Genomic DNA, 26832 nt, shown 5'->3' on the forward strand with positions numbered 1-26832 from the left:
TTGTTTCTTTACATTTGTCGCTGTAAAAGAGATAAAAATTCTCCTCGAACCTCTGGTTTTTCCATAAATGTTCCTCGAACGGATGAAGTGGCTGTAGAAGCTGAAGACTTTTTAATTCCTCTTCCGCACATGCACATATGCTTCGCTTCAATAATCACCATCACTCCTTTAGGCTCTAACACTTCTTCGATTGCATCTGCAATTTCATTTGTTAACCGTTCTTGAACTTGAAATCTTTTTGCATATCCTTCTACCGTACGAGCGATTTTAGACAGACCAGTGATTTTTTTATCCGGTATATACCCAACGTGGGCAACGCCAAAGAATGGCGCAAAGTGATGTTCACACATTGAGTGAAATTCAATGTCTCGTATTAGTACCAATTCGTTGTGATTCACATCAAATGTTTTTTCCAAATGAGCTTTCGGATCTTCTCGGTAGCCTTCCGTGTATTCTAAAAACGCCTTTAGCACGCGGTACGGCGTCTCTTCAAGGCCGTCTCTTTCCGGATTGTCTCCGCATAAATCAATCAGCTCTTTCACCGCATTCATAAATGTGTCAGCTTGACCTATTTTTTTATCTATTTCAGTTGAATTCGTGCCTAGTGTTTCTAAAAATTTTTGAGCAATTAAATTTTGTGTACTTAGTGCCATCTTTTTATGTCCTCTTCCCTTTTCTTAGTAAGTTTATTTTTAAATGATGGTTTTGCTTCAGCTATTTAAAAACGCTTCTTCAAAATCTTCTGCAGCAAGAGGCTCGCTAAACAAGTATCCCTGCATGTGATCACAGCCATTTTTCATTAAAAACGCTTTTTGATATTCTTCTTCTACACCTTCTGCGATTACCTCCAGCTTTAAGCTTTGAGATAAGCTGATAATCGCCTGGGCAATTTCACTGTTGCTGTAATCTTCTTGAATATCTTGGATAAAAGACCGGTCGATTTTCAAACAATCGATTGGTAATTTTTTTAAATAACTCAACGAAGAATATCCGGTTCCAAAATCATCGATAGAAATTGATATACCATATTTCTTTAACAGATGTAAAGCTTTAATCGTTTCTTCCGCGTTCATAAGCAGTGTACTTTCTGTAATTTCCATTTCAAACCAAGCGGGATCAAATCTATGCAGCGAAAGAAAGTGTTTAATTTCATTAACCAAAACAACCGGATCTTGAAATTGCCGCGGGGAAAAATTGACCGCCAGTGTCATTTTTTCGTCTGAGACCTTATTCCATTCGCTGACTTGAGAACAAGCTTTCTTCATCACAACTTCCCATAAGTATTGAATCAAACCAGCTTCTTCTGCTATAGGGATAAACGCTTCTGGAGAAACAAATCCAAGCTCTGCGTCATTCCAGCGAACTAATGCTTCTACGCCGGTGATTACATTGCACTTTGCTTCTATTTTCGGCTGATAGTAAACGTCAATGTCCCCTTTTTGAATTGCTTTTCGCAAGCGCGTTTCGATGTGAACTTTTTCAGCTTGTTTTTTATTTAACGAGTCATGATAGATACTTACTTTACTGCCGCCTTGTCTTTTTGAAGCATACATGGCAACATCTGCATACGTAATAAGCGTATCTAAATTCGTAGAATGCTCGGGATAAAAGCTTAATCCGCTGCTTATACTGACGAACACTTCATCGTTGTCAATGTAGCAGGGCTGTTGAACATACGCCATGATCTTCTCGGTGATACCTTTAACTTCTTCCGGTGTAAAATCACTGAATAAAATGACAAACTCGTCTCCTCCTTGCCTTGTAAGAAAGCTGTTAGCAGAAGGAAGACATTCTTTAATTCGGTTAGCTATCAGCTGTATAAGCTGATCTCCTTTTGAATGCCCTAGCGTATCATTAATATCTTTAAACCGGTCTATATCCATAAATAACACGGCTACGTGACGAATGGACTTTTCCTTCGACTCAATTAAGCGCCTGTTTAATTGTTCTTTAAAATATCTTCTGTTCGGCAACCCTGTCAAAAAATCGTGGTACGCATGATACTCACTTTCTTCCTGACTTTTCTTTAAATCATCTACATATGTTTTTAAAAAGTGAGAAAGGTGGTTGATGTTTGCTACAAGTCCTCCCAGCTCATCTTTTCTTCTTGTATTCAGCACCTTGCCAAAATTACCTTTAGCGATTTGATTTACGTGCTCCATAATATGTTTAATCGGCCGCGTAATGGATGTAGAGAAGATAAAGCTTATAATAAGAACAATAAAGATAAACGGAAGAGACAATAATAAATGTTTAATTAATTCTTGCTGCAGTTCTTTTTCAATAAGTCCGTAGTCATACACTACGCCTATTACATAAGCTGGAGTGTTTTTTTCTTTAATTGGTACCAATGTCTTTAATACTTTTTTATGGTTAATTTCAGCAAGATAGCTTTGTGATTTTCCCGTTTTTAAGACCTCTTGTATGGATTTTTTATCCCGTTCGGTATTTCGGTACGTGTATGTTCCGTACCAAATCGGCTGATCTTTTATTTTAATATATTTATTGCCGTTTAAGTATACGTTTTGATTTCTTTTCCCGAAATTTTTGGGGTTAAAAACGGTTAGTTCAAGAACGCCTTCCAGATTTTCTGTGAAGCGGTTCATCACGTTCGTAGGACCGAACCTTTTTTCAAAATCCAGTACGTGCCGATCACGGAAATAAGGATCAATAATATAATTAGTAGACCCGTCGTAATAATAGCCCCACTTGTCAATGTGATTAGGGTTGCTGGAGGCTACTTCAATCGGGCCGCTCCAAAAGTGAGGTAGATTCACTCCTTTTTTGGTAGTAATCGTCTGCTGAGAAAGCAGCTGCCGAAAAGATGTATACCAATAGCCCCACTCTTTTGTAGACATATTGATTTCCTTAGGATCAGAAGATTTTACGCCTATAATATCATCTCCTGCAGGAGCTAATAATGTAATGTGAGATATCATCAGTTTTTTAGCCAGTCGCTTTAACTGGTCATTGCTGACGTCATGGTAATCAGCAGGCAAAGAATCCTGAATCGCAATCGAAGCCGTTCTTAATTCTTGTGCCATTCGATTTTCCATATAGGAAGCACTATTTTTTGAGTTTTCGACTTCGTACGCAATTTCCTCTGTTACCAGCGTGATTTCTTTTTTGTTAAATTCTATTAATCTATTTTTTGATCGAATGTAGTGCAAGGTATTATTCGCTAGTAGAATACACAATACCAGCAAAGTAAAGAATACGGATAACTTTTTCTTTATCGACACTAGTTGGCTGCCTCCTGTTTAAAGAACGGATCCGACAGTTTTAACACCTGCCTATATGCTCTAGCTTTACATCGGATACTATTCTTCAATTTCCACAAAAAAAGAATGAACTCATACAAAAAACCAACCGCTTTGGTTGGCTCTATTCTTAACTAATTATAAAACATATTAAATACATACTTTTATTTACATGGGTAGAACAAATTTGTATTCCTATAATATTTTAACTTCTTTTTTCAAAATATCAAAGGGGGAAAATTTAACTTTCTTTATTCCTGCCCCTATTTCTTAAACTTCTTTAAAATTCGATGATACCAATAGATTCCCACGCCCGTTAATAAAATAATCGTTCCCCACTGATGAGGTAAAAACTTCAGCAGCCATATGGACATTATAATAGTAGCTACCGTTAAGTTACTCAGCCACTGTTCTCGGCTTAGATTTTTCTTATTCATCACCACCGCTACATAACCAATAGGCGGTGCAAAAAAGCACAGCAGCAGCAGAAATTTTTCTGAACGGTGCCAAGGCTGTTTATTCATTTTTTCTCACTTTTTCTATTTAAAATAAACTGATAGCCAAACGTCCCAACGATCCCTGTCCAAAACATAGAAGATGACGACACTAACTCGGCACCTTTATAGGCATACATTATTATGTTCACAAACAGCAGCAATAAAAGTATATAAAAACCTGCCGACACAGCTTTATTCCAATTTTGATGCTCTCGTTTAGAAGCATCCTTAAAAAACTTCATCGAAACTCTCCTTTTACATCTTATCCATCACTTGTCCATTTAGGGGTTCTATCTTTATGTTAGCATATTGGGTAGTTTTGGAAAATAGATAGAGGAAATTGTTAGAGTACAGAGTTGAGAAAAATTCTTTTGGTAGTTCCTATTCATAACAGTAAAACGAAAAAACAATGTTTCTCTAGACGTATACCCTAGCCGTTATTTTCTTTTTCCAAATTGACCTATGGAATAATTCAACACATCCTTGTCCACACTATACTTATCTGTTTTTTCATAGATACGTACCATTTTTATAGATAGGAGGGAAGCCTATTGAACGCAGAAAGCAAGCGTTTGACTTCAACTGAAATAACAAGTCTATGCGCGCAGTACCATCAGGATACGCTGGCGGTTTGTGTCGCGAAACACGTTCTTGCAACGGTGACGGATGCCGAGATTCGGTCGCTGTTTGGCTTTTCGCTAAAGTTATCTGAAAAGCATATTGAGCTGCTGACTGCCATTTTTCGGGCCGAACATTTTCCGCTGCCGAACGGATTTACAGATGAAGATGTGGACTTGCACACACCTCCGCTTTTTACAGACTCGTTTTGGCTGAAATATCTTCACGACATGACGATTCATGGCTTGTCAGGGTACGGCATTTCGTTTAGCGTGTCGATTCGCCGAGATATTCGAGATTATTATCATCAATGTAATTTAGATGGGATGGAAATCTACAATCGGTCGCTCGATTTGCTTTTAGCAAAAAACCTTTATGTGCCGGCTCCTTATTTTTTAAATCCGAAAAAACAAGAGTCGATCACAGATTTGTCTTACGCTCTTGATTTTGTCGGAAAGCAGCGTCTTTTAAACGCAAATGAAGCCGGAAATATTTATTTTAATTTACGTAAAAGCATGGTAACCAAAGCTCTTTTAATTGCGTTTAAACAAGTAAGTAAACGAAAAGACGTGCGGAAAGTCATGGAGACGGGGCTTGATGTAGCCCACAAGCATATTGAACTTTATTCTTCCATCATGCACGAAGAAAACCTTCATACTCCTCCGCTTTTGGATAATGAAATCACAACATCTACGCACGCGCCTTTTTCAGAAAAGCTGATGACGTTTCACGCAGGAGCAATGTTCAAGGTAGCCATTACATACTATGCAACTGCGATGACCACCAGCATGAGGCTTGATATTGTCGGGCACTGTGAAGCGTGTATTTTACGAGACTTAAAAGTAGCCGGGCGCTGCAGCGAAGTGATGATTAAAAACGGGTGGATTGAAAAGCCGCCTGAAGCAAGCGACCGCAAAGAAGTGTAAGTTTTTCATCGTAAGTCTTGACCTGAAACGCGTTTCATACTTTATGCTTTGTTTATTCCCATCAGCTGGCGTGACACGAACGGTGGCGTTACGGCTGATATGTTATCCATAAAAAAATCCGGTGTATTCACCGGATTTTTTGGTATGCTTACATATTCATTTCTTTTTTATACGCCAGGTACGAATACAGATAAGGAATCGCCACGCACAGAACGATACTCCCCCACATGATAACTGACTTGTATCCATCAGGTAAAAAAGCGCTAATAAGAATCAGCAGTCCACCGATAAAAAAGAGCTTTCCAGATAAACGATGCGTCTTTTTCCATACGGTTTCATTGCTCAATGTCCACGGTGTACGAATCCCCATAAAATAGTTAGAGCGCACGCGCTGCAAGTAGTTTCCGATAATGATAAAAACGAGTCCAGCCATAATTGGAGCAATGTACGACATCCGCACGTTATAGCCCAGCCCCTGTAGAATAGTGCTCATATTTACAAAAAAGAATAATAGCAGTACGGCGTTTAACACGATGTTATACGTTTTTGAAAAGTACTTATAGTTTTCTTTACGCGGGTCAATTCGCGGAACAAATGCGATGATAAAATAAATAAGTACCATGATTCCTACTGTTAAGATCATTGCATTTATCTTCGTTGCAAATCCGTCTGCTTCTCCATTTGCTCCCCAGTGGATGGGCATCGTAGCTGGAAGGTGCGGCAGTGCAATCAGCCATGCAACCAGTGTTAAAAGGGTAATACCTAAAGGAAATAAATGCTTTTTCATTTAACTCTCTCCTTTCTGAAAGCTGAAAAACCAGCCGATTAAATCTTGAAAAACGGTTGTATTTAGCGAATAAATCACAAACTGCCCTCTTTTTTCATCTTGAACGAGGTCCGCTTGCTTCAAGATTTTCAAATGATTTGAGATGCTTGGTTTGGTCATGTTAAAATACTCGGAAATTTCTCCTGCGGTTAAATCCCGTTCTTTTAACAGCTCTAAAATCTTCCTGCGAGTGGGATCCGCCAGGGCTTTAAACGTTTCATTCAATTGAAGTTCATCTCCATCATATTTAAGTATTTAGATAATTATCTAAATATTAAACTATAGAATATACTATGTCAATATTTTGAAAAGAGAACATCTGCATTTGACTCATTTTTTGTTTTTTCAAAGCAGTCCATACATACAAATTGAGCCTCTTGATGTAAAAAAGCTTTAATTTCAGTCATGCCTCTTTTACTTGGATACTTCATTCGCATCCATACTTCTTCATTCGGCTGAATTTCTTTTGACAAACGGAACATTGCTCTTTTATTCCAAACATATTATCCCCTCCATTTCCTTATCTAATTATACGTTTCACTAGTAAAAAGGTTTCATAAAAAGAGGATGGGACATAACCAATTCAACCCTAGCTAGAAGCAACTACAGATCTGAAACCTACGTTCACTCTACCAATAAAAAAATCCGAACGAGTCGGATTCTTTCTCAAGAATCTCAATTCATCGTTCGGATCTTCCTTCACCTAACATACTTATGTCCTAACCTCTTTTAAACATTATAGCGGCGTTACGTCTTCCTGCTGTTTTTGCTGTATTCTTTGCTTTTTCGATTTTCTGAAATGAAGCAGTTCATATACAACGGGAATGACTACAAGTGTAAGCAGAGTCGCAACGGCCAATCCTCCGATTACAACGACTGCTAGACTTTGAGAAACAAGGCTTCCGCTTTCGCTTTGTTTGAATAACAGCGGCAGCATCGCACAAATCGTAGCGGCAGACGTCATGACAATTGGACGCATACGCGTAGCGGCTGCTTCGACAATCGCATCGCGCATAATCATTTTCTTTTCATTTTGCTTCACGCGGTCTAGAAGTACAATTGCATTGGTCACAACGATACCAATCAGCATTAGTGCTCCAAGTAGAGCCGTTACGTCTACTGGAATGCGGCTGATTAATAAACCTAACACAGCACCAATCGCTGCAAGCGGAAGCGAAAATAAAATCGCAAACGGCGTGCGGATTGTTTTAAACGTAATCACCATAATTAAGAACACAATACCAATCGACACAAGCATTGTAATGAACAAGTCAGAGAAGTCTTCTCCTTGCTGAGTGCTTGCTCCGCCGATTACAACGTCAACATCTTTTGAAATGGACAGTCCTTTATTCTTACCGTCTCCAAAAATTGTTGTTTGAATGTCTTTATTAATCTCTGAAAGCTTTTCTGGATTGACATCCGCTGTTACTTGAATATACGGGTCTCCATTTTTATGAAACTGATTTGTCGGCTTTTCAGCTTGCGTTAATGAAGCCACTTTTGAAACAGGTGACGGTCCTGTCTCTGTCATAATAGAAATATCTTTTAACTCTTTTGGTGATGTTGGATTTAAGACAGATTCAAGAAGTACGTTTGCTTGCTTGCCTTCTAAATCTATCGCTCCAATCGGCGTTTTATTCAGCATAACGCCAAGCTGCTGCGCTACTTGCTGCGTATTCGCTTTTGTTGGATCTACGTCTAAAGAGTAAATTGTTTTCTTTTCGTCTTGGTTCGTAGAAACTTTGTCTACTCCTTTTATATCGCTGATTTCTTTCTTAATGCTGCTTGCCGTTTTTTCTAACTTGTTCATGTCGTTTCCAATCACATCAACGGTAATGGAAGTAGTGGAAGCTCCCATTAGTGAAGCAGCACTTACGCTAAGATCCCCTCCGTCATAGAGTTTCTTTTGATTTTGGATTCGTTTCATTAGCGAATCCGTGTTTCCACTGTCTTTTACGGTAATCGTATACGTAGCTTCAGTAGGCGAACCAACGTCTCCCCACTTGGCTCCTTCGTCCGTATTACCAAGCTGCATGTATACCTCTTTTACTTCTTTTTGAGCTAAAATATAGCGTTCAAGCTGCAGTGATTTTTCTTCTACGGTTTTAATTGGCGTGTTATTTGGATAGCTTAACGTTGTGCCTACAAAGTCAGATGAAGAGTTATCAACCGCTCCTTTAGGCATCATCGTGTACGCGCCAATAGATCCCACAAATAAAAGCAGCGAAAGCAGCAGCACAACCCATTTATGATTCAGCGACCACGTAATGACCTTTGTAAAACGAACCGGCTGCTTGTGCTTACGAAGTTTTTCGTTTTTTAATAATCCTGCACTCATTAACGGCACAACGGTAAGCGCCACAATTAATGAAGACAGCAGCGAATACGTCAGCGTTAGAGCGAACGGAAGCATAAAGTCCTGGAGCCCTCCGTTTACAAGGCCGATTGGTAAAAAGACGGCTACTGTCGTTAACGTAGAAGCGGTAATAGCAGAGCCTACTTCTTTTGTTGCATCAATAATTAACCCAAGCGAAAATTCTTCTTTTTGCATTTTCCGGAAAATGTTTTCAATAACAACGATACTATCATCTACCAATCTCCCAATCGCTACCGCTACCCCTCCAAGCGTTAAAATATTGAGCGTAACGCCTGATTTGGATAATAGGAAAAGCGTAAAGCAAAGCGATAGCGGAATGGATACAATTGTAATAAACGTAGAGCGAACGCTGCGTAAAAACAGCATGATTACAACGGTCGCAAAAAGTGCGCCCAGCAACACTTCTTTCATCATGGAATGAACAGAGTTTTGTACGCTGTCCCCTGTTGCAAAAAATACAGAAGCATTTACAGTGTTATAGTCTTTGTTAATTTGCTGAGACAGTTTTTTTACTTCTTTTGTAATGCTAACGGCGTTTGAGTGACTGTCTTTTGTAACAATAAGTAAAAGTGCATCTTTTCCGTTAATATGCGTCACGACGCCTTCAGGCTTTTTCATCTCTACTTTTGCAAGGTCCCCTAGCGTTACATTGGGTGCAACCGGCAGCTTTTTCACTTTATCCAAGCTGTCAATTTTACCAGTTACGTTGATGTTGCTCGACTTGTTATTAATGACTTTTTCTCCAACTGCAAGCGACGTGTTTTTTCCTTCTAACACGCTGATGACTTTATCAATGGTCACGTTCTTTTGTGACAATTTTTTATTATCAACTTTAATAGACACGTAGGAATCCGCTGTTCCATACGTTTGAACACTCGCAATGCCTTTAACGTCTTTATATTTAGGGATCAGTTTTTTCTCTGCAAGATCCAGATTGTCTCTTGTTAATCCTTCTTTAAATGTGAGTGAAATATCTGCGATGGGAATCATTGAGGTATTTAATTGAATAACATTAGGCTTTGATACGCTGGCTGGAAGCTGCACCGAAGACAGCGCTTCTTGGACGTTTGTTTTTGCTTCTTTCATATCCGTTTTGGATTCAAATGAAATATCGATTTTGGAATAGCCGTCTCCCGTCGTCGAATACACGTTGTTTTTTCCTTTAACACCGGCTACCGCTTCTTCAATCGGTGACGTAACTTGTTTTCCCATAGAGTCCGCATCCGTTCCTTGCCCCATAACCACTACTGACACTTGAGGCTGATCAGCGGTCGGCAGGAATTCCATCGGAAGTGTAAAATAACTAATGACTCCTAAAGCTAAAATTAAAATAGACATAATGGTGATAGCCGCTTTATTTTTAAACGACCATTTGGTGAGCCAAGACATAAAATTTCCCCTTTCACTTTTTCGTACAAACTTAGCCAAACATTTCTAGAATATGCTAAATAACTACTAAATTATACCTAATCTATCTTACCATTTAAAGACTTATTTTTGTAAAAAGTCCCATTATTTGAACAAGATTATTTATGGATAATATAAGCAGCTCCTTTACAGCACAAAAAAAGACGCCGATACCCGGCGTCCCACATGTAGTAAGTGAAAGAAGAAGAAGAATATGCCTACGATTTCTCAGGCAATTCTATGACCTTATTTGGTTTCTTCCCGTTTTTTTATGAAATAAACATATTTAGCATAAATTCCCTCAGCTAGCAGCTCGGCTGTGCTTTGATTCCGTATCGTTTTGAATTTTTAAGGAAGTCAATAAAGCCACGATGCTTCCTGCAAAGCCAAATAAAAACAAGTGATGAATGCCTGCCATAAAGCTTCCGCCTGAAGTCAGCAACGCACCCATAATGGTAACACCGATTGCTGTTCCCATGTTTCTGCAAAACATAAAAAACGACGTTGAAATACCTCTTTCATGTCCTCCTACTAATTGCTGTACACCAATGACTCCAACCGTAGAAAGCAGACCAAACGATAGTCCTTGCACAATCATGACGCAAAACACATAAAAGAAACCGTGACTTTCATTTAGCATAAGCAGAAGTGTTCCCGAGCCAACCAGCAGCACATTCCCGATTAACAACAGCTTTCTGTAGCCGTGTTTTAAAATCCATTTACCTGCAGGCACGGATACAGACATCCATCCGACCGCCGTCCCTAACAGCGCAACTCCGCTCATAAACAGCGACAGATGCGCTACTCGCTGTAAAAATAACGGAATGTAGCTTGACGTACCGAATAAAGCCACCGTTCCAATAAACGCATTGATATTAATCCATGACAGCGTTTTGTTTTGGAACATGGACAACGGTACAATCGGAGAAGCATGTTTTCGTTCATGGAGATAAAAAATCATTAATAAAATAAGTCCCACGACTGTATACACAACTCGGTTCTGTTCCACTACCGTAACGAGCAGCAGCGACGTAACGCCCGCTCCAAACAAAATGGCACCGATGTAATCGACTTTTGCTCTTTTCGGCTCATAGCTTTCTTGGTACGGCATTAACGTAAGAAATGAAACGATACATACCGGTAAATTAATAAAGAAAATCCATCTCCACGTTAAATAATCCACAAAAAAAGCGCCTAAAAGCGGAGCTAACACAGCTGATAATCCCCACATCGTTGTAAACAGCGCCTGAATTTTCCCTCGTTTCTCGACGGGAAATAAATCTCCGGCAATAATAGCGGGAAACGCCACCATAAACCCGGCTCCTATTCCTTGAACCGCACGGAAAAGAACAAGCTGAATCATCGTATTCGCCACGCCGCAAAGCATCGAACCAATTAAAAAAGCAATAATTCCAAACCCAAATACTTTTTTGCGGCCAAATAAATCCGATAATCTTCCCGCTACCGGAGATAAAATCGTACTTGCAATCATGTACGAAGCAAACGACCACGCGTATAAATCAAATCTTCCAAGCTCTTTTGCAATAACGGGCATCGTCGTATTCATAATCGTTGAATCAAGCGAAGCCACTAGCATTGCCAGCACAATACTAACCATTACGGACGTTCTGCTTTTCATTTGGCAATCTCCTTATCTGTATAATCTGAGCATTTAGTTTACTCCTGCTTGATAGATGTTGTCTAGATTTGTGCATAAAAAAGCAGATAAAAAGCTGCACTATAGCTTTTTATCTGCTTTTTTGACAAGGCCAGCTAACCCCCTGATTGTCAGCAATGTAAAACTAATACTTGCAAATGTATGAAAGATGGTCCACTTTTTCCATTTAAACAGATTGCTATTTCTCTCTAAATACCACTGGCTGATACTCATCGGAACGCTCCACATCAAGCTTTTTAATAAGATTGCAGGAAGCTTGTCTTCATAAGATTGTCTAACCCAAACCATACTTAGCAAAGGAAAAAACAGCAGATCATATAAAATATTAGTTGAAAAAATGCGAGGGTACGGCCGAACAGGATATTTGATTCGATTCGTGTTTACAGCATAAGCATCAATAAGCGTGGCTAAAATCCCTTTTGCAAAAAAGACAATCAGCATTTCTTTAAATTTCGGTTTTTTTACAACAAAAGGAAAAAGAACTGCACACAACACAGTTAGCCCTTTTAGCAGTGTTCGTTCCATTTGCAACACTCTTTTCTTTGTCAATATCCATTAGTATGTACGATTACTGGCTAAAATAATAAGCAGGAATATAAAAAGCTTCTCACCGTAAAGGAGAAGCCTTTCTTTTCTTATTTTACATCTTCGCTTACCGGCTCTTGGTCAGACAGTTCTTTGTTTCGAGCCATAACCGCAAATCCAGCCATTATAATAATGCTGCTTGAAATTCCGTATAGGATTGGCGTAGTAGAAGAAAGTCCTTCAATCAATAGACCTCCAAGTACTACTAGTGTACTGACTACAATCGCTGAAACTCCTGCTTTTGGATGAATGTCTTTCCAGAATAGGGACACAACAAACGGAACAAAAATCGCTCCTGATAAAATGGCATACGCAACGTCTAAAGCCACAAGCACGTCTTGAATCCAAAGAGCAAAAATAATAGCAAGCACTCCAACAATAAGTGTATTAACACGCGTTAAAATTAAATAATTTTTCTCCGAAATATTTTTAAGCCACACTTTTTTAATAATATCATTACTGATCAGCGTAGAAGATGCAAGCAGCGTTCCTGAAGCAGTTGACATCAGCGCCGAACAAACGCCTGCCAGTACGAGACCTAATAATCCTTGAGGCAGGATTTGAACTGCAAGCGTCGCAAATATGCTTTGACTGCTTTCTGCGTTTGGCAGCAGCAAATACGCACACATTCCAATTACACTTCCGGCAATCGCGTAGGCAATACTGTACACACCTGCAAAAATGGAACCGTTTCGGGCGATTTTTTCTGTTCGCGCCGTGAATACTCGCTGCCAAATATCTTGAGATACTGCCATACCAAGCGTATATAGAAGGAAATACTGAAAGATTTGACCATATCCAATGGATGAAAAATCAAAATAAGATGATGGCAAATCTCCGGCAAGTGCTTTGAGACCGCCTGCTTCTGATACACTCATTGGAAGCATAAATCCAAAAATCGCCACCGTCATCACAACAAATTGAATAATATCAGTAACCGTTACGCTCCACATTCCGCCTAGAATCGTATAGAACAGAACAATCGAACCGCCAATTAACATCGAGGCCGTCATGTTCCATCCAAGCAGCGCATGAATGATCGTTCCCATTCCAATCACTTGAGTGACTGATACCATGAGTGTATAAATAGCGGCAACAACGGCGCTGATAATTTGCGCTTGAGCGTTATATCTTTTTCCTAGCAGTTCGCTGATAGTTGTCACTTTCAACGACGAAATCCGCTTAATAAAAATCGTTCCAAGCGTAATGATTCCAAGTCCAATCATCGTCACAAACCAAATGCCAGACAGCCCGTGCTCATAGCCAAGCTGAGCCGTTCCAATCGTCGACGCTCCGCCTAAAATAACGGCTGACAAACACCCTAAATACATGAACATCCCTAAGTTTCGTCCGGCTAAAATAAAATCTTCTGATGACTTTGCTTTTAACGAGCCAATAATACCAGCTACAACCAATACGCCAAAATAGACAAACATAACCGTCATATCCAGTCCGTTCATAACAGATTCCTCCTTATTATGGGTCAATCTATCTTTCAGTGAAACAAAGAGCTTCCTAAAAGCTTTAGATCACGTGAAGACTTGTGATCTCTGTCAGTGCTTCGTCTAGCACGCGAAGCCCGGCGTCAATTTCTTCTTTTGTAATCGTTAAAGGAGGAATCATTCGAATCACTTCTCCGCTATTTCCGCAAAGGTAAAACAGCACGCCTTTTTCCAAACATTTGTCTAAAATCTCAAGAAGAAGACTTCCGTCACCTTGCTTTGTTTTCGGATTAATAATTTCAATTCCAATCATTAGTCCTACTGAACGAATGCTTCCGATAACTTCATGCTTTGCTTTTAAATGCTGAAGCTGATCCGCTGCATATTTCCCCATTGCTTTTGAATTTTCAATCAGCTTTTCTTCTTTTAATACGTCCAACGTCGCAAGCGCTGCTGAACAAGCAATGGGATTGCCTCCAAAAGTGGTTCCGTGTGTACCAATCGGCCACTTTTCCATTAGCTGTTTGGAAGCTACGGTAGCACTTAACGGAAGTCCTGATGCTATGCCTTTTGCGATTGCCATAATATCAGGCGTCACGTCAAACGTTTGAGCTGCAAACCACTCGCCGGTGCGTCCGAATCCTGTTTGCACTTCGTCAAAAATAAGCAGAATGCCGTGTCTGTCACACACTTCTCTTATTTTTTGGAGCCACGCTTTCGGAGGGATCACGTAGCCGCCTTCTCCAAGAACCGGCTCTACAATCATGCACGCTACTTCTTCCGGCGTGACTTGATGCTTAAACAAAGTGGCAAAATCTCTTTCCAGCTTTTCTACGCAGTAGATTTCCGGATCTTCTCCTTTTGGACACTGAGTCACATCTGCATAAGGCACTTGATACGTTAAGCCTGATGGCTGAAGAAATTTTCGGTATTTGCTTTTTGATGTTGTCACACTAAGCGCTCCGAGAGAACGGCCGTGAAAGCAGCCCATAAACGAAACCGTATAAGGCCTTTGCGTAACGTACTTTGCCAGCTTTAACGCTCCTTCAATTGCTTCAGTTCCGCTGTTGGCAAAGAAAAAGCAGTCCAATCCTCTTGGCAATACTGTTTTTAATTCTTCAGCAAGCTGTAAAATAGATTCATACATAATCACACCCGACGGACCGTGCATAAGATGATCAACGCTATTTTTAATCGCTTGTACAACTTTAGGGTGACGATGACCTGTATTAGCTGTTGCAATACCTGATGTAAAATCTAAATACGTTTTTCCGTCAGCTCCGTAGTAGTAGCAGCCTTCTGCTTTTACCACGGGTAAATCAGGGTGATCTTTCGCCATGCTTGGTGCTAGTAAATCCGGTAGACTGTTCATTAACTGTGTAAGTGATGCCTGCGTCATATGACTTCCTCCTCGCAATCTATCAAGTAATGTATTTGTACTTGTTTTACATGCAAAGAGCGTGCCAAATACGTTAAAAAACGGAATGTTTTTTTAATTTTCTAACAACTGAAGGCTGACTGATTCCAAGTGCTTCCCCTATTTCTGTTGTCGTTTTGTACTGTTTTTTTGCTTTTACTAATATCTCTTTTTCCAGCTCGTTTAATGCGTCATTAAGCTTCATTTCCCCATGTTCTTCAACGTGCTGAATCCGTTTTTTTCTATGCAGAGAATGCGGCAAATGCTCCATTGTAATCAGCGTTTGTGAAGACACAACCACGGCGTGTTCAATCACATTAATTAACTCTCGTACGTTTCCTTTCCACTCATGTGCAAGCAGTGCGTGAATAACCGCGTTATCAAACGTTCTTTTTCGGTTGTATTTCTTTTCAAACTGCTCGGCAAAATGTGTGAGCAGCGGAAAAATATCTTCGGGGCGCTCGTTCAAAGATGGAATGGTAATCGGTACGACGCTTAAACGAAAGTATAAATCCTCTCGAAACTCTTTTTCAGCAACGGCTTTTTCCAAATCTTTGTTCGTCGCTGCAATTAAGCGAAAGTCCACGGTTTTAGGCTTTCTTCCTCCAACGGAATAAAACTGTTTTTCTTGAATGAGCTTTAAGATTTTTACTTGATGCGCCGGTGACAGTTCTCCGACTTCATCTAAAAAAAGCGTACCTCCATCTGCTAATTCGACCAGTCCCACTTTTCCATTTTTAGATGCACCGGTAAAAGCACCCGCTTCGTAGCCAAACAGTTCAGCCTCAAATAAATGATCGGGAATCGCCCCGCAGTTCACTTCAATAAACGGCCCTTTGCTTCTTGTACTTTTGTTATGTATCAGCTTGGCTAAATGCGTTTTCCCTACTCCTGATTGCCCTAAAAGTAAAATATTTACGTCCACGTTCGAAACGTGAACGGCCGTACGAAGAACGTGCTGCATCTTTTCGCTGTTGCATACAATTCCTTCAGTTGATAGGTTTTGGTTTCTTAGCAGCATAAGCTCGCTCTTTACACGCTGCATTTCGCCTTCCATCGCATCAAGATATGTTTTCATTTCCATAAGCTCCGTCACATCATGAGAATAGCTGACGATTCTTTTAATCTCTCCTTTTTCATCTTTTACTGGAATGCCTGTAACGAGCACTTGCTTGCCTTGTTTAGTTGTTTGTACAAGCGTAATTTTCTTCTTTGTTTCAAGCACAATTGGCGTGACGATTGGTGTAAAAAGCCCTTGTTTTTCAAGTTCATAAACAGACTTTCCCAGCAGTTTTTCAGCTTTTACATCGTAAATGTTTCCCGTTCCTTCATGTATTCGGACAATGATGCCTTTTTCATCCGTCACAAGCAAATCATCTTTTAATGAATGAAGGATCCACTGATTTTCATTCCATTCTGAATTCATGTATGCTCCCTGCTTTCTATTCATTTTTGAATAAAATACAATTCGTTTTTGAATAACGGCATTTATTTTTGAATAATCAATTTATTATATCACGAGGACTTCTTTTTATTTTGAAACAGCAATTGAAATGAAGTTAAAAATGCATTAATATATTTTTATGAAGTTATAACTTCTTTTCTAGGAGGCTATATGAAGCAATCATTTCAAGAATTAATTAAACATAAATTCCCTGACCTTTCTCGCGGTCAAAAAAAAGTAGCTGAGTTTCTCGTTAATTTTACGGAAAAAGGCTCACTGTACACGGCTGGGCAAATTGGCAAAGAAGCAGGTGTCAGTGAAACAACCGTTATTCGTCTAGCTTACGCACTGGGGTTAAATGGTTTTTCCGATTTGCAGGAGCTAATGCGAAAAGAATGGCTTTCTTCTGCCGAATCAAAAGAATCAGCTAGCAAGCCTGCAGCTGATTCTGCAGCGGCAGAAAAGAAACCTTTTAGTGAATGGCTTTCCCCTGTTGACGAAAAAGAATTATCTCAAGCTGTAGATGCGCTTATCAAAAGTGATCAAGTGTATATTGCAGGTTTCCGTGAATCTCATACGGCGGCTTACTGGCTGTATTATAAAATGAATCAGCTTCGCAATCATGTTCTTTTATCCTTTCCAACAGGATTTTTGCTTGAAACGCTATGCAATCTTACTAGTGAATCTGCTGTTGTTGTATTTTCACTGCCGCGCTATACAAAAGAAGCGCTCGAAGTAGCTCAGCAGGCTAAAAAACAAGGAGCGAAAGTAATTGCCATTACAGACCGCCGTTTGTCTCCGGTAGGCCAAATCGCTGATATCACGCTTTTAGCCGGAACAACCGAACATATTTTATCGCTTCTTGCCCTATCTCAAGTTGTAATTAGCAGCATGCAAAAAAGAGATGAAAAAACGGCTGGAAAACGACAAGAACACTTGGAAAAACTTTATGCCGAGCAAGGCATCTTTTTAGAATAGATAATAGAAAGGAAGTAAACAAATGACTGAAGCCTTAACGATTCGTTCACTTACAACAACCACTGAACTAGAAGAGGTACGCGCATTAGAAAGCCGCGTCTGGGGAGAAGAAGAAGCCACGCCTGTCCATCAAACCTTGACCGCTGTTAAAAATGGAGGTCTTGTTCTCGGTGCGTTTCTAAATGAAAAGCTGGTTGGCTTTCAATATAGTTTTCCCGGGTTTGACGGAACGTGCGTCTACTTATGTTCTCATATATTAGCAGTTGACCCTGCCTATCGCAGCATGGGTATCGGTGCCAAGCTTAAGCATGCGCAGCGGCAAGAAAGTAAAAAAAAGGGTTATTCATATATTAGCTGGACGTATGATCCTCTAGAAAGCGCCAATGGGTATTTAAATATTGGAAAGCTTGGAGCCGTTTGTTCTACGTATATTGAAAACTGCTACGGAGATATGAATGATCCGTTAAATGCTGACTTGCCTTCTGATCGATTCGTTGTAGAATGGGCATCCGCAGAAGATACAAAACGAGCTCAGCCTCTTTATACGCCAGAACAAATAATGGACGCATCGCTCATTCAATGGACGTTAACGGATGAAAGGTTTCCTTCTGTTAGAGATATTGACGAAAAACTGTTAAATGATGACGTTGTAGCTGTAGCTATTCCGTCTGCTTTTCAGCAAATGAAAGAAGCTTCTCCTTCTCTGGCATTGGACTGGCGTATGCGAACAAGACGCGTATTTCAAACGTGTTTTGCAAAAGGATTTGAAGTAACAGACTTCATGAAGCATCCAGAGAGCAGCGCACCCGTTCATTTTTATATTTTAACGAAAAAAGAGGTGCAAAAATGAACATAAAACACGTCATTTTACGGCATTTAAAAATGGATTTACTTCATCCGTTTACCACAAGTCTTGGAAAAGAAGTGGATCGAGATTTTATTTTAGTAGAAATTCAAGACGAAGACGGACGATCCGGCTGGGCTGAATCCGTAGCGTGCGCGGATCCTTTTTATAAAGAAGAAACGCTCAAAACAAACTGGCACATTATGGAGGATTTTTTAATTCCATTGCTTCAAGAGAAAGAAATTCAGCACCCTGACGAAGTATCTCAACGCTTTGCTCATATTCGAGGCAATTACATGGCAAAAGCGGCGTTAGAAGGCGCTGTTTGGGATTTGTATGCGCGCAGGCAAAACCTCTCTCTATCTAAGGCGCTAGGAGGCAGTAAAAGTCAAATTGAAGTTGGTCTTAGCGTTGGCATTCAGCCTACGATTGACGAAACGCTTCGAAAAATTGAAGCCGGCTTGAATGAAGGATATAAGCGGATCAAAATTAAAATTAAGCCGGGCTGGGATCTTAACTTGACGCGCGCAGTTCGAAACGAGTTCCCTTCTATTCCCCTGATGGTTGATGCGAACTCTGCTTATACGCTTGCAGATGCTGATCACCTTGCTCAGCTTGATGAGTTTGATTTAATGATGATCGAACAGCCGTTGGCTCATGATGATTTAATTGATCACGCTGAACTGCAGGCCCGCATGCGCACGCCCATTTGCTTAGATGAAAGCATTCATTCAGCTGAAGACGTTCGAAAAGCTATTAAACTTGGAAGCACACAAATTATTAACATTAAAATTGGACGAGTAGGCGGACTAACAGAAGCCAAAAAAATTCATGACCTTTGTCAAACTCACGGTGTGCCCGTATGGTGCGGTGGCATGCTGGAATCAGGTATCGGACGAGCACATAATATTGCCATTACCACACTTGTTAATTTTACGCTTCCCGGAGATACGGCCGCATCATCTAAATACTGGCCGCGTGATATCGTTCATCCGGAAATCACGGTCGACAACGGTATTATTTCCGTTCCTGATACACCAGGCATCGGCTACGAACCTGATCACGATCAGATAAAAGCGCTAACTTTACACGAAAAAGTCTATACTTGCTAATCTTAAACAGACTGGAACAAAAGTATGTTAGCTGAAGGAAAATCCGAACGATGAATGGTTCGGATTTTTTTATTGATATGGTGAGCGTAGGTTTCATGTATATAGTGGCTTTTATCTATGCAAGACGAAGACTCCTGCGGGACAAGCAGAAAGAAAAGGCTGGCATGGAAATCAACAACAATATAAAAAGCAATGCCTACTAGCTCCTTTATCCAATTGATTTTTCTTTAGATTGGATAGATTTAGTTATGTCCCAGCCTCTTTTTTATAGGCTCCTCTCCCGAGATGACACGTACCTTGGCAAGATAAACAAACATATTAGCAAAAATGGTCTTATGCACAATCCTTCTAGTAATAAATGAATATAAATAGAGTGTAAGGGACATGCAAGGGTATATTCATTACAAATTTTAGAAGAAAGGAGCATACTGATGAATATTGAAATTGGAATTGCCATTTTCGTGTTTACAATGACAATGCTCGTCATTTTTTGGAGGCCGAACGGCATCAACGAAGCATGGCCGGCATCCATAGGAGCAGCCATTATCCTGCTTACAGGGATTGTATCCAAATCAGACATTGTTGATATTTTCGGAAAGATAAGCGGCGCTTCTATCACCATTATTGCCACCATTGTCATGGCCGTCATATTAGAAAGTTTCGGATTCTTCCACTGGGCAGCTGCACGGCTAGTGAGTTTATCCAAAGGCTCAGGGTACCGATTATATTGGTACATTCAACTGCTTTGCTTTTTAATGACTTTACTATTTAATAATGACGGCAGTATTTTAATTACCACTCCAATTTTAATTCTACTTTTGAAAAACCTTCAGCTAAAACCCCACCAGCAGATCCCCTACCTTTTAAGTGGAGCGCTTATTGCTACCGCTTCCAGCGCGCCTATAGGTGTAAGTAATATTGTCAATTTGATTGCCTTAAAAATTGTTCATATGTCGCTTTATATGCACACTGCGATGATGTTTGTACCGGCGACACTTGGTTTATTATTTATGTCTTGGCTCATGTATACGGTCTTAAAACGCCATTTGCCAAAAAAACTGCCGCATGCTTCAAAAGATATAGAAGAGAGTTTCTTTACGAAACAGTTTCACCCCTTAAAAGGAAGCATTTCTGTTGAAACAAAACGTAAACGCACACAATTTATGCTGAAAGTTTTATTATTTGTGTTTGTTATGCGCTGTCTCCTATTTGTCGCCTCTTATTTCGGCATACCAATCGAATTGGTTGCTGTACTGGGCTCACTGATCTTACTCATTTGGAGATGGTATCACTTACGTACAAACCCGATTGATATTTTAAAGAAAACGCCGTGGCACATTTTCGTTTTTGCATTTTCAATGTACGTTATTATTTACGGATTGCATAACGTAGGATTGACGGAACTACTTGTAAAAATTTGCGAACCAATTGTGAATCGAGGGCTTTTTGAAGCAAGCTTTATCATGGGAGGACTTGTTTCCATTCTCTCTAACTTGTTTAACAATCACCCTGCTTTAATGGTCGGAACCATTACCTTGACTGAAATGGGGCTCGATCCTATTACTCTTAAAACTATTTACCTTGCTAATATTATTGGAAGTGATATGGGCTCGCTTTTATTGCCGATTGGAACACTGGCTTCTCTTATTTGGATGCATATTTTAAAAGAAAATCATATCAAGGTAAAATGGAAAGATTATTTAAAGGTATCACTTATCGTTATCCCGCTTACCACCATCGTTACTCTTTTCCTTCTGTTCTACTGGGTTCAGCTCATTTTTTCTTAATACTGATTTACAGGACGGATTGTACTCTTTTGAAGCTTACAGTCCGTCAGAAACAAACAAATGTCTCTCATAAAAACCCACTATATTTTTCTATTGTTTTTTATAGATACACATTCACCCAATAAAAACATTTTTTTACATTCACTAATTATTTAGAACAATTTAAAAAGAAAATCAATAAATATATTGAATCGAATTTCCTTCATGTGATAAGATATGGTTATATTGTTACTTTAACAATACATAGAGCGAATGAATTAGAAAATATGCAGTTGCATAGAACTTTCTAAACCCCACACGCAACATTTAGAGAGTGACATTCATTTTCTCAGTAACACCCATACCTTTCTGAAAAGAGTGAGTACATTAGACTTGCTCTTTTTGTCTGTTCAGTGATAAGGTTCATTTCTTATGTGAGACCTTCGTTTACAATAAGACAACAAAAAAACAGGTAACTAAGCATGCCGCTTCTTACCTGTTTTTATATGCTAAAATGATAAAATCAAATTCTATCGCGCGAACGCCCTCTACGAAATTGATTTTAATTCTTCAATTAATTGAAAAAATTTTTCTTTGTTTCTTTCTTCTAATGTTTGATCGACTTCACGTAAAATTTGATCTCTTCTAAAATCTCGGATAGCCTTATTTAATACCATTTTAGCAAATATAGAATCGAGGATATCCATACGGATGGGCTGCGAGTCTGTCGGGTGCTTTTCGATATAAATCAACTCCTATCCTTTCCTCTATTATAACAAATTCTAGCAATGTATCAAAATTTCATCGGGATATGCGCTGTTGTGAAATAGCTTCGTATTCTGTTTCTAGCTCTTGAAGCGTAAGCTCATATAGCTGCTTGTTTCCTTTTTTATAAACCCCTGCATCCAGCAATAAATCAATCATTGATGTTTTTTTACATTGTATGTGAGAGTAAGCTTGTTTTGTCATCGTTACACCGCCTATTTTACACTTAAAAATGAAATGATTTCTCTATCTTTCACGACCTTTCTTTATTATACGGCCCGTCCTTTAGCTTACTGTGAAGAAAATGTTAAATTTATGTATTAATGCATAAAAAGAGGCCGGGACAAAACAGATGAAGCTGTATTCACCATAACAAAAAAAAAACGAACCACTCATCAAACTAGTTGATCAATGGTTCGTTTTTCACCTGGGCTAAAATACTTTTTTCCCAGCCTCTTAGTTCTTCTATTAAAAATCAAAGTTGTCCGGATCTGGACCTACTCGGTGATTTTGGTTTAATTCATTAATTTTACTTACGTCTTCAGCATCCAATTCAAAATCAAATAACGATGAATTTTCAACAATACGATGTTCTTTTGTCGATTTTGGAATCGTTACAACTCCGTTTTGCAGATCCCATCGCAGAATAATTTGAGCAACTGATTTACCGTGCTTTTCAGCAATTCCTTTTAACACATCGTTATCTAGCAATTCTCCTTGCATAAGCGGAGACCATGCTTCTAGCTGAATATCATGCTTTTGACAAAAAGCATGCAGCTCTTTTTGTGTCAAACGAGGATGATACTCCACTTGGTTAATAACAGGCTTAACATCTCCATCTTTCATTAAGTCTTCTAAATGATGAATTTGAAAATTACTTACGCCCACAGCTCTTACTTTTTCTTCTTTATAAAGCATTTCTAATGCTTTCCACGCTGCTTTATACTTACCTTCTACCGGCCAGTGAATTAAGTATAGATCTAAATATTCTAAGCCAAGCTTTTGTAAGCTTGTTTCGTAAGCAGCCAGCGTCTCTTCATAGCCTAAATCTGCGTTCCAAACTTTTGATGTAACAAAAATGTCTTCGCGTGAAAGACCTGCTTCTTTCAGACCTTGGCGAATTCCTTCTCCTACACCTTCTTCATTTCCATAAATAGCTGCCGTATCAATGCTGCGATAGCCTTTGACGATAGCTGTTTTCACCGCGTTCACTAATTCAGGCCCTTCTTCTACTTTAAATACACCTAGTCCAAGCCAAGGCATTTTGACTCCGTTGTGAAGTGTTACTGTATCTTGCAAATGATTACTCATTATAAAAAACCCCCTGCTAATTTCTTTACATTTGTTATTATGAAACAGAAAAAAAGAAAAAGATAGAACCCACTTTAAAGTAAGTTAGGCACTTCAAAGTTCTAAGGTAACTTTTTAGTAACCTTCTATCTCACTTAAAAATCACTTAAAAAAAAGAATCCTCCGCAGAGAATTCTTTTTTGTTTTTATTTAACGTTTATATTGACTGCTGAACTTGTATTTCCAGCGGCATCTTTTGCCGTCACAGCCAGCTTTACGCCTGATTTTTGTTTTGGGATAGTTACTTTAAACTGTCCTTTGCCATCTGCTTTGCCCGATGCGATCAGCTTTGTACCGCTTTTAATCGTAATCACGGCATTTGCTTCTGTTTTTCCAGAGATAAAGGTGGACAAAGACGTAACGGCCTTCACTGCCGGAGGTGCCGGCGGGGTTGTATCTTGCACTTTTACAATTTTATACGGGCTGTATCCTACTTTATTTTGCAGCACGGCCGTTACTTCTGTTCCTGCTTTTTGAGCAGGAATTTTTACGCTGAACTTGCCGTTTCCATCAATTTTTCCGCTCGCAATAATCTTTCCGCCTGCTTTAATATAAATAGACGCATTTTTTTCTCCTGTTCCCGTTACGGCTGTACTTTTTTCAGTAAGCGTATTAACGGTTGGAAGCGCTGGTTTTGTCTGCACGGCACTGACCGTTACAAACGCATTGGAGCTGTAGTTATTAGCTGCATCTTTTGCAATAACAGCTAATTTTGTAGAAGCAGGCTGCTTTGGAATGGTGATGCTGAACGTTCCATCCGATTTTGCATTTCCTTTGCCAATTACTTTTTTGTCAATTTTCACATGCACTTCTGCGCCGGCTTCTGTGCTTCCCGTTACGACTGTATCTTGATTGCTTACAGCGTTTACTTTTGGTGTAACGGGTGCTGTTTTATCCTGCACGGTTACGGTTACAGCTGGACTTACCCCCGCTGTGTTTCCAGCCGTTACAGACAGTTTGCTTCCTGCTTTTTGTTTTGCAATCGAGATGCTGTATGTTCCTTTAGCATCCGCTTTACCAGCTGCAAGCTGAAGACTTCCGTTTTTAATGATAACCGTCGCATTTGCTTCTGCTGTACCCGTAACAGCTGTACTTCGATCACTCACTTCATTAACTGTCGGTTTTACCGGAGCTTTTTGCTTTGCTGTAACGATTACAGTCGATGCAGAGCTGTTATTTCCTGCTGCATCTTTTGCTTGTACGCTTAGCTTTGTATTCGCTTTTTGCAGAGAAATGGCAACAGAAAACGCTCCGTTTGCACCTGCTTTAGCCGTTCCCACAGTTGTTGTTCCCACTTTTACAGTAACCGTCGCATTTGCTTCTGCTGTACCTGTAACTTTTGTATCTTGATCACTTACTGCGTTTACTTTTGGCGCAGCTGGTGCCGTTTTATCCTGTACGGTTACCGCAGTGGCTGAACTTGTTCCACCTGCATTTTGAGCTGTTACAGACAGCGTGCTTCCTGCTTTTTGTTTCGCAATTGAGATGCTGTAATTTCCTTTAGCATCTGCATTGCCTGCTGCAAGCTGAAGACTTCCGTTTTTAACGATGACCGTCGCATTTGCTTCAGTCGTTCCTTTAAGCTTTGTGTCTTGATCACTTACTGCATTTACTTTTGGTGCAAGCGGTGCTTTTAACGTAGATTTAACCGCAAAAGAAGGCGCTTGACTTTCGTTTCCTGCTTTATCTTTTGCACTTACCGCTATTGTTGTTCCACCTATTTGTACTGGAATTGAAACAGTAAATGTACCGTTACCATCCGCTACTGCAGAGAACGTTGCATCGCCCGCTTTTACCGTCACGGCGGCGTTTGCTTCTGTTGCGCCTGTTACGGTTGTATCTTGGTCACTTACTTCATTTACAATTGGAACAGACGGCGGCGTTTGATCCGTTACGGTCACTACTGTGGCCGTGCTTTCATTTTCAGCTGCATCTTTAGACGTTACCGATACTTTTGTATCTGCTGGCTGCTTGGCAATCGTAATTGCAAATTTTCCAGCTTCATCAGCAAGACCCGTTCCAATTACTTCATTTTCCACTTTTGCAATAACAGAAGCATTTGGTTCTGTTACACCCGTAAGCGATGTTTCGTTATCTCCTAGTGCATTAACTGAAGGTGCATCAGGCGCAACCGTATCTTTCGGTGCTTCTTGCTCCTGCTCTTTTCGCGGATATTTAGTTGTATAAAAACTTAAAAGAGTTGTTGTTGGATAATAAAAATCTAAAATTTCACGATAGTCTTTTCCTACGCTTGCCATTTTTTGAGCACCGTATTGACTCATCCCAACACCGTGTCCATTTCCTTTACCATTAAAAGTTGTTGATGTGCTTGTTTCATTTGTTTCCGTTACAAGCAGACTAAGCATCGCACGGCTGTTTAACATCGATTTTAGCTTCGTCGATGTTAAATTTGTTAATTCCAAATGATGAACTACTAGTTTTTGCGAACTGTCTACATCTCCTTTAACGAGGTAGTCCACTGTAATCGCACCTTTAGTCACACGGCCTCCTGATGAAGGAGCATAAAAACTCACCTTTGGAATAGACGTAATTTTAATGGTTTTACCAGGATGCTTATTGGCTACTAACCATGACTTCAAATTATCCGTAACGGTTTTATCTTTTTCAGAAACCGTATTCCACCAAGCGCTATAGTTAGCTAAATCTTTTCCTGTTAAATCAATTTGCGTTTTTTGAATAGCCAACGTCCACGGCGTCTGCTTATCGTATGGATCTTCTTTCACCGGGAAATAAGAAAGCTGAGTTCCTCCCCAAGCATTACTGTTTGATTCGGTTCTCCCGCCGTTGCTTGATGAGAAAACGGCGTTGATTAATTTATTGTTGTATGTGACTACTTGTCCAAATGTCTCATCTACTGCTTTGTTTGTGCTGTCGTACCACGTATAGCCACCGTATACTTGATAGCTTACCGTGTCATTGATTACTTTTCCTGCATAGCTCATTGCATATGTTCTCGCTGCTACTGCCTGAGTTTTTAAGGCTTGCAGGTGCCAAGATGTATAGACTTCATTTGGCACAACGCCTTTTAAATAGTCTTCAATCGGCAGCGTATTAACAGGTCTGACGTACGTTCCTTTTTCATTTGTAAACGCAACGTCTCCTAAGTACTGTCTGCCATTAATAGATATGGGATTTTTATAAAGAGACGGTGTAATTTCAAAGCTTGTAAAATCACCTAAGACCGTGCTTCCTTGTTTTAGAGTGACACCTTGAGTTGTTGCCGTTACCGTATACTCTGTATTTGCCTTTAAGACCAAATCCGAGTTTTTAATAGTGTATAAATAAGACGGCTTAATTGTAATTGCATGCTGATCTCCTAAATAGTTTACTAATTTTACAGACACAACTGGTTCTACCGTTTCAGCTTTCACGCTAGCAAGCGGCGTGAAATAAAACAGCAGTACGCTTAGTACTAAAGCAAATGCCGTTAACTTTCTCATCTTGTTCCCCCATTTTCATGTACTGTCTAACGCATTTTAATATCCCTCGTTATATCGACACAGTTCTATAAAAATTAAA

22 protein-coding genes are annotated in these 26832 nt (G+C 39.7%); 5 read left to right on the forward strand and 17 right to left on the reverse strand.

The window, feature by feature from the left end; genetic code table 11:
• Window positions 1-8: 8 nt before the first annotated feature.
• The 4 genes from folE to LAV82_RS09495 form a co-directional block, all read right to left on the reverse strand.
• Window positions 9-653, reverse strand: coding sequence for a GTP cyclohydrolase I FolE (gene folE, locus LAV82_RS09480; RefSeq protein WP_013055793.1), 645 nt, complete (start codon window positions 651-653; stop codon window positions 9-11).
• A gap of 57 nt (window positions 654-710) precedes the next feature.
• The gene (locus tag LAV82_RS09485) at window positions 711-3242 is read right to left on the reverse strand and encodes a putative bifunctional diguanylate cyclase/phosphodiesterase (RefSeq protein ID WP_499715981.1); all 2532 of its coding nucleotides are present in this window, start codon (window positions 3240-3242) and stop codon (window positions 711-713) included.
• A gap of 281 nt (window positions 3243-3523) precedes the next feature.
• Window positions 3524-3784, reverse strand: coding sequence for a hypothetical protein (locus LAV82_RS09490; protein ID WP_211078497.1), 261 nt, complete (start codon window positions 3782-3784; stop codon window positions 3524-3526).
• The gene (locus LAV82_RS09495; RefSeq protein WP_211078496.1) at window positions 3781-3999 is read right to left on the reverse strand and encodes a hypothetical protein; all 219 of its coding nucleotides are present in this window, start codon (window positions 3997-3999) and stop codon (window positions 3781-3783) included. The genes LAV82_RS09490 and LAV82_RS09495 overlap by 4 nt, the downstream gene beginning before the upstream one ends.
• A 309-nt stretch (window positions 4000-4308) precedes the next feature.
• On the opposite strand from LAV82_RS09495, the gene LAV82_RS09500 reads away from it, so the two are divergent.
• Window positions 4309-5301: a DUF3231 family protein gene (locus tag LAV82_RS09500; protein WP_499715982.1), complete on the forward strand. Its 993-nt coding sequence runs from the start codon at window positions 4309-4311 to the stop codon at window positions 5299-5301.
• Between the two features lie 148 nt (window positions 5302-5449).
• On the opposite strand, the gene LAV82_RS09505 is transcribed toward LAV82_RS09500, so the two are convergent.
• The 9 genes from LAV82_RS09505 to LAV82_RS09545 form a co-directional block, all read right to left on the reverse strand.
• On the reverse strand, window positions 5450-6088 hold the full coding sequence (locus LAV82_RS09505; RefSeq protein WP_499715983.1) for an SdpI family protein: 639 nt from the start codon (window positions 6086-6088) through the stop codon (window positions 5450-5452).
• Window positions 6089-6352: an autorepressor SdpR family transcription factor gene (locus LAV82_RS09510; RefSeq protein ID WP_013082079.1), complete on the reverse strand. Its 264-nt coding sequence runs from the start codon at window positions 6350-6352 to the stop codon at window positions 6089-6091.
• Window positions 6353-6423: 71 nt separating this feature from the next.
• Window positions 6424-6600 (reverse strand): Fe3+ hydroxamate ABC transporter substrate-binding protein, encoded by a 177-nt coding sequence (locus LAV82_RS09515; RefSeq protein WP_372585237.1) that lies wholly within the window; start codon window positions 6598-6600, stop codon window positions 6424-6426.
• A 263-nt stretch (window positions 6601-6863) separates the two neighbouring features.
• Complete coding sequence (locus tag LAV82_RS09520; protein WP_499715985.1) at window positions 6864-9893, reverse strand: efflux RND transporter permease subunit; 3030 nt, start codon at window positions 9891-9893, stop codon at window positions 6864-6866.
• Window positions 9894-10212: 319 nt separating this feature from the next.
• A complete protein-coding gene (locus LAV82_RS09525) occupies window positions 10213-11550 on the reverse strand; it encodes an MFS transporter (protein ID WP_499715986.1) in 1338 nt (445 codons plus the stop codon).
• A gap of 99 nt (window positions 11551-11649) precedes the next feature.
• Window positions 11650-12114, reverse strand: a complete 465-nt coding sequence (locus LAV82_RS09530) for a CBO0543 family protein (RefSeq protein ID WP_029324970.1) — start codon at window positions 12112-12114, stop codon at window positions 11650-11652.
• 110 nt (window positions 12115-12224) lie between these two features.
• A complete protein-coding gene (locus tag LAV82_RS09535; RefSeq protein ID WP_179880347.1) occupies window positions 12225-13634 on the reverse strand; it encodes a sodium:solute symporter family protein in 1410 nt (469 codons plus the stop codon).
• 64 nt (window positions 13635-13698) lie between these two features.
• Window positions 13699-15015 carry an aspartate aminotransferase family protein gene (locus LAV82_RS09540; RefSeq protein WP_499715987.1) on the reverse strand — a complete coding sequence of 439 codons (1317 nt, stop codon included), beginning with the start codon at window positions 15013-15015 and terminating at the stop codon, window positions 13699-13701.
• A gap of 73 nt (window positions 15016-15088) precedes the next feature.
• A complete protein-coding gene (locus LAV82_RS09545; RefSeq protein ID WP_236658119.1) occupies window positions 15089-16459 on the reverse strand; it encodes a sigma-54 interaction domain-containing protein in 1371 nt (456 codons plus the stop codon).
• Window positions 16460-16648: 189 nt separating this feature from the next.
• On the opposite strand from LAV82_RS09545, the gene LAV82_RS09550 reads away from it, so the two are divergent.
• The 4 genes from LAV82_RS09550 to LAV82_RS09565 all read left to right on the forward strand — a co-directional run bounded on the left by LAV82_RS09550 (window position 16649) and on the right by LAV82_RS09565 (window position 21198).
• On the forward strand, window positions 16649-17455 hold the full coding sequence (locus tag LAV82_RS09550) for a MurR/RpiR family transcriptional regulator (RefSeq protein WP_499715988.1): 807 nt from the start codon (window positions 16649-16651) through the stop codon (window positions 17453-17455).
• Between the two features lie 22 nt (window positions 17456-17477).
• Complete coding sequence (locus LAV82_RS09555; protein ID WP_499715989.1) at window positions 17478-18305, forward strand: GNAT family N-acetyltransferase; 828 nt, start codon at window positions 17478-17480, stop codon at window positions 18303-18305.
• Entirely contained in the window at window positions 18302-19411 is a 1110-nt protein-coding gene (gene menC, locus LAV82_RS09560) for an o-succinylbenzoate synthase (protein WP_211078490.1), read from the forward strand. The genes LAV82_RS09555 and menC overlap by 4 nt, the downstream gene beginning before the upstream one ends.
• A gap of 431 nt (window positions 19412-19842) precedes the next feature.
• On the forward strand, window positions 19843-21198 hold the full coding sequence (locus LAV82_RS09565) for an arsenic transporter (protein WP_029324963.1): 1356 nt from the start codon (window positions 19843-19845) through the stop codon (window positions 21196-21198).
• Between the two features lie 527 nt (window positions 21199-21725).
• On the opposite strand, the gene LAV82_RS09570 is transcribed toward LAV82_RS09565, so the two are convergent.
• From LAV82_RS09570 to LAV82_RS09585, 4 genes are all read right to left on the reverse strand, one after another.
• Entirely contained in the window at window positions 21726-21929 is a 204-nt protein-coding gene (locus tag LAV82_RS09570) for an IDEAL domain-containing protein (RefSeq protein WP_016766443.1), read from the reverse strand.
• A gap of 49 nt (window positions 21930-21978) precedes the next feature.
• Window positions 21979-22146: a Fur-regulated basic protein FbpA gene (locus tag LAV82_RS09575; protein WP_013055774.1), complete on the reverse strand. Its 168-nt coding sequence runs from the start codon at window positions 22144-22146 to the stop codon at window positions 21979-21981.
• Between the two features lie 264 nt (window positions 22147-22410).
• Window positions 22411-23253 (reverse strand): aldo/keto reductase, encoded by an 843-nt coding sequence (locus tag LAV82_RS09580; RefSeq protein ID WP_029324962.1) that lies wholly within the window; start codon window positions 23251-23253, stop codon window positions 22411-22413.
• Window positions 23254-23438: 185 nt separating this feature from the next.
• The gene (locus LAV82_RS09585) at window positions 23439-26753 is read right to left on the reverse strand and encodes an Ig-like domain-containing protein (protein ID WP_499715990.1); all 3315 of its coding nucleotides are present in this window, start codon (window positions 26751-26753) and stop codon (window positions 23439-23441) included.
• Window positions 26754-26832 lie beyond the last annotated feature (79 nt).

Source organism: Bacillus sp. ILBB4 (genome assembly GCF_035064545.1).
GTDB lineage: Bacteria > Bacillota > Bacilli > Bacillales > Bacillaceae_H > Priestia.

What these genes read in the sequence shown, in the direction of transcription:
- folE (WP_013055793.1), bottom strand. Translation starts at nt 653, where the DNA reads ATGGCACTAAGTACACAAAATTTAATTGCTCAAAAATTTTTAGAAACA.
- LAV82_RS09490 (WP_211078497.1), bottom strand. Translation starts at nt 3,784, where the DNA reads ATGAATAAACAGCCTTGGCACCGTTCAGAAAAATTTCTGCTGCTGCTG.
- LAV82_RS09495 (WP_211078496.1), bottom strand. Translation starts at nt 3,999, where the DNA reads ATGAAGTTTTTTAAGGATGCTTCTAAACGAGAGCATCAAAATTGGAAT.
- LAV82_RS09505 (WP_499715983.1), bottom strand. Translation starts at nt 6,088, where the DNA reads ATGAAAAAGCATTTATTTCCTTTAGGTATTACCCTTTTAACACTGGTT.
- LAV82_RS09520 (WP_499715985.1), bottom strand. Translation starts at nt 9,893, where the DNA reads ATGTCTTGGCTCACCAAATGGTCGTTTAAAAATAAAGCGGCTATCACC.
- LAV82_RS09525 (WP_499715986.1), bottom strand. Translation starts at nt 11,550, where the DNA reads ATGAAAAGCAGAACGTCCGTAATGGTTAGTATTGTGCTGGCAATGCTA.
- LAV82_RS09530 (WP_029324970.1), bottom strand. Translation starts at nt 12,114, where the DNA reads ATGGAACGAACACTGCTAAAAGGGCTAACTGTGTTGTGTGCAGTTCTT.
- LAV82_RS09535 (WP_179880347.1), bottom strand. Translation starts at nt 13,634, where the DNA reads ATGAACGGACTGGATATGACGGTTATGTTTGTCTATTTTGGCGTATTG.
- LAV82_RS09540 (WP_499715987.1), bottom strand. Translation starts at nt 15,015, where the DNA reads ATGACGCAGGCATCACTTACACAGTTAATGAACAGTCTACCGGATTTA.
- LAV82_RS09545 (WP_236658119.1), bottom strand. Translation starts at nt 16,459, where the DNA reads ATGAATTCAGAATGGAATGAAAATCAGTGGATCCTTCATTCATTAAAA.
- LAV82_RS09550 (WP_499715988.1), top strand. Translation starts at nt 16,649, where the DNA reads ATGAAGCAATCATTTCAAGAATTAATTAAACATAAATTCCCTGACCTT.
- LAV82_RS09555 (WP_499715989.1), top strand. Translation starts at nt 17,478, where the DNA reads ATGACTGAAGCCTTAACGATTCGTTCACTTACAACAACCACTGAACTA.
- menC (WP_211078490.1), top strand. Translation starts at nt 18,302, where the DNA reads ATGAACATAAAACACGTCATTTTACGGCATTTAAAAATGGATTTACTT.
- LAV82_RS09565 (WP_029324963.1), top strand. Translation starts at nt 19,843, where the DNA reads ATGAATATTGAAATTGGAATTGCCATTTTCGTGTTTACAATGACAATG.
- LAV82_RS09575 (WP_013055774.1), bottom strand. Translation starts at nt 22,146, where the DNA reads ATGACAAAACAAGCTTACTCTCACATACAATGTAAAAAAACATCAATG.
- LAV82_RS09580 (WP_029324962.1), bottom strand. Translation starts at nt 23,253, where the DNA reads ATGAGTAATCATTTGCAAGATACAGTAACACTTCACAACGGAGTCAAA.
- LAV82_RS09585 (WP_499715990.1), bottom strand. Translation starts at nt 26,753, where the DNA reads ATGAGAAAGTTAACGGCATTTGCTTTAGTACTAAGCGTACTGCTGTTT.